Annotated in this window: 3 protein-coding genes; 2 read left to right on the forward strand and 1 reads right to left on the reverse strand. The window is 46.1% G+C overall.

Annotated features, from left to right (window positions below):
- Window positions 1–1,856: GGDEF domain-containing protein (locus RH89_RS28735; RefSeq protein ID WP_004403134.1), on the forward strand; the 1,856-nt coding region annotated here is incomplete at its 5' end.
- Between the two features lie 70 nt (window positions 1,857–1,926).
- On the forward strand, window positions 1,927–2,304 hold the full coding sequence (locus RH89_RS14245) for an ATP-binding protein (protein ID WP_022613711.1): 378 nt from the start codon (window positions 1,927–1,929) through the stop codon (window positions 2,302–2,304).
- 32 nt (window positions 2,305–2,336) lie between these two features.
- Here the strand turns inward: RH89_RS14245 and RH89_RS14250 are convergent.
- Window positions 2,337–2,893: peptidase dimerization domain-containing protein (locus tag RH89_RS14250; protein WP_038146085.1), on the reverse strand; the 557-nt coding region annotated here is incomplete at its 5' end.

The following is a 2,893-nucleotide window of genomic DNA, read 5'->3' on the forward strand; positions in this document are numbered from 1 at the left end:
TGACGTCTGGGCAGGTGATCACTCCAACACACCTTTATTCAAGGGAAAGTCGCCCAGACAACAAAAAAGTCATGGTGGAAAGTGAAGAAGGGCTTAGCGAAGGTGTCATCGAACCCATCTCACTTAGCGATGATAATTTGTGGCAGATACGGTTTGCCTGTCAGGACAGCGAATCTGTCTATCAGGAATCTTCAGATGTGTTTAAGTTTCGAACCATGCTTGAAGGTTCTCGCGCTGGTACCTGGGAATGGAATGTTCAGACGGGAGAAGTCGTGTTCAATGAACGTTGGGCGGAAATCATTGGATACGAGCTAGAGGAACTAAAACCTCTTTCCATCGATACTTGGATAAAACATGTGCATGAAGACGATTTATCGATTTCAGAAGAACAATTGATGGCACATTTTTCTGGAAACACTCCCTATTATGAATGCGAAGTGCGTATGAAACACCGAAACGGTAGGGAAGTCTGGGTGCGCGATTTTGGCAAACTCATGACCAGAACGCCTGCGGGTGACCCAGAGTGGGTGGTTGGCACTCATATCGACGTAACTTCAAATAAGTCTGAAGCCGTCCAACTTGAGTCTATGAACCATGAGCTTGATGCAATGATAGATGTCAGCCCAAACGTCATCTACCGCTGCCAAGGCGATCCACTGGAGAGCATCGATTTTATATCTAAAGATGTGAGCGAAATGACAGGGCACCATAAATCTGAGATTGTTGAAAGCGAAGGTTACTGGGGAAAGCAATTACCTCAGAGTGTGTACGACGAAGCGAGAACAGAGTTTGTACAATGGCAGAAAGAAGGAAGAGACAGCGTACTCACAAGGCAGTATCGATTCCGTCATAAAGATGGATTCTATCTATGGCTTTCCGACTCTGTGCGCAAATTCAGAAGCCCCGTTTTCAACACCAACGGCTACATAGGTTCGGTAGCCGACATTACCTCTCAAAAGAATCTGGAACTCAAACTGCAAGACAGCCAGTATCGGCTCAAAACCGCACACCAAATTGGCAGGATGGGGCACTGGGAATGCAACCTAGATACAGGCGATGTTTATTGGTCGGATATGGTGTACACCATTTTGGGCTATGAACGGGGACAGGTTCAACCAAGCTTGTCGTTCTTTAAAAGCTTAGTTGCCGAAGAGCACAGAAACCGAGTGGATGAAAGTGAACGCGCCGCCCAAATAAGCGGTAAGTACGACGTGCAGCATATGATTAAGCATGCTAGTGGAACACTTATCTGGGTACACGAAATGGCGGACTTTCAGGTCGGTACAAACACGCTTATTGGCACCATCAGAGACATTACCGATCAGAAAATCCTTGAGATTCAGCTTCGTGAACAAGCGATAACCGACCCGCTAACTGGCGCTTATAATCGACGTTTCTATCTGGAACGCCTGAACGCTGAGTTTGAACGTTTTAGCCGGGCAGGCAGAAGTTTCTGTTTAATGATGATCGACTTTGATGAATTCAAACAGGTTAATGATCAACACGGGCATCTATTCGGAGATGAAGTACTGCGTGAAGTGGCAGCGCTCATCAAAAATCGGCTTCGTGTGAATGATGTGTTTGCACGGATTGGTGGTGAAGAATTCAGCGTGATTTTGCCAGACACCCAGCTAGAAGGGGCAAAGAAGGTCGCGGAAACCATCAGAAAACAGGTGAGCACTTTGGTGATCAGTCATGAAGGGATTGAAGCATCCATTACCGTTACCATCGGACTGGCGGAAACACTGATCAAAAGTGACACCATGGACAATCTGATGCACCGAGCAGATGATTTGCTTTACGAGGGCAAGAAAACCGGAAGGAACAAGGTATATGTCCAACCGGAGGTGGAATAATCGATCTGCCGTTGTTTTGTCATGACTCAAACGCTAACATGCACACAGTTGCAATTTACACATCCAGATCATGACGAAACCGCGCTTAACACTGGTACGCGGCTTACCCGGTTCAGGGAAGTCGACTTTAGCAAAAACAATGAATGCGAAGCACATCGAAGCGGACATGTATTTTGTTGACCGAAAAGGGGAATACCGGTTTCAGCCCAGGAAGTTAAAACAAGCCCATAACTGGTGTTTTAACCAGACTAAGAAATGGCTCAACAAAGGGGCAGATGTCGTCGTCTCGAACACCTTTGTCGAGAAATGGGAAATGGAGCCTTATCTTCTTTTGGCAAAAGCGAGCGGCTTTGAAATCGACATCATGGTGTGCAGAGAAGATTTCGGCTCGATACATGATGTGCCATCAGATACCATTGAAAAAATGAAGTCTAACTGGCAGGAATAAGGCAGCTATCACGCTGCCTTTTTTAATTTTGGTTAGTGGGTAAGGTGGGACACAAGGAAACGAGTGATATTCATCATATCTTCGACTTTAATGAACTCTTCTGTCGTGTGTACTTTCGTCATTCCCGTGGACAGGTTTACCGTTTTCAATCCTCTGCTGTTGAAAATGTTGGCGTCGCTACCACCGCCTGTTGAATTGGTTTTTCCTGCAATACCAACGCGCTCGAAGCTTTCTTTGATAGATACAATCAGAGGGTCACAATCATCAATTTGATAGGCGTCGTAGGCACGAGTTGAAACAATATCTACCTCTGCGCCATGGTTTGAAGCAGCGGCTTTGAATGTTTCTTCCATATGCTTCACTTGTGCTGACAGCTTATCGTCTTTGAGAGATCGGGCTTCTGCCTCAATGTAAATTTCAGGCATAACGATATTGGTTGCCTGACCACCAGTAACGACACCAATATTTGCAGTGGTTTCTTCATCGATACGTGACAGTGTCATGTTTGAGATGGCATCCGATGCCACAACCATGGCATTGATGCCTTCTTCCGGTGCCAGACCTGCGTGAGCTGGTTTGCCCTTAATCG

Origin of the sequence: Vibrio nigripulchritudo ATCC 27043 (assembly GCF_000222685.1) — a bacterium.
Taxonomy (GTDB): Bacteria; Pseudomonadota; Gammaproteobacteria; order Enterobacterales; family Vibrionaceae; genus Vibrio; species Vibrio nigripulchritudo.